Raw genomic sequence first — 207 nt, forward strand, 5'->3', positions numbered from 1 at the left:
GGCTTGCCGCCTCGTCGTCGTAATATTGCAGCTCGATCGGTTTCAGGCCCGCTGCGACATCTTCCTCGCTCCATTTCACCAGGATACGCTCCTGGTTGGTGCCGGCCCCGACAACGATCCTGAGGCCCGCCGCATCCTTGGGCTCCTTGATCGAGGTTACAGGACTGTCGGATTTTACGAAGAAACCATGCAGGCTCTGGCGGTAGG

The 207-nt window shown here is 59.4% G+C and carries 1 pseudogene; it reads right to left on the reverse strand.

The annotated features are described in order from the left end of the window. Positions 1-207, reverse strand: a pseudogene (locus tag AF337_RS04640) (ABC transporter substrate-binding protein); the annotation flags it as partial.

The organism is Rhizobium ecuadorense (genome assembly GCF_001187535.1).
Lineage (GTDB): Bacteria > Pseudomonadota > Alphaproteobacteria > Rhizobiales > Rhizobiaceae > Rhizobium > Rhizobium ecuadorense.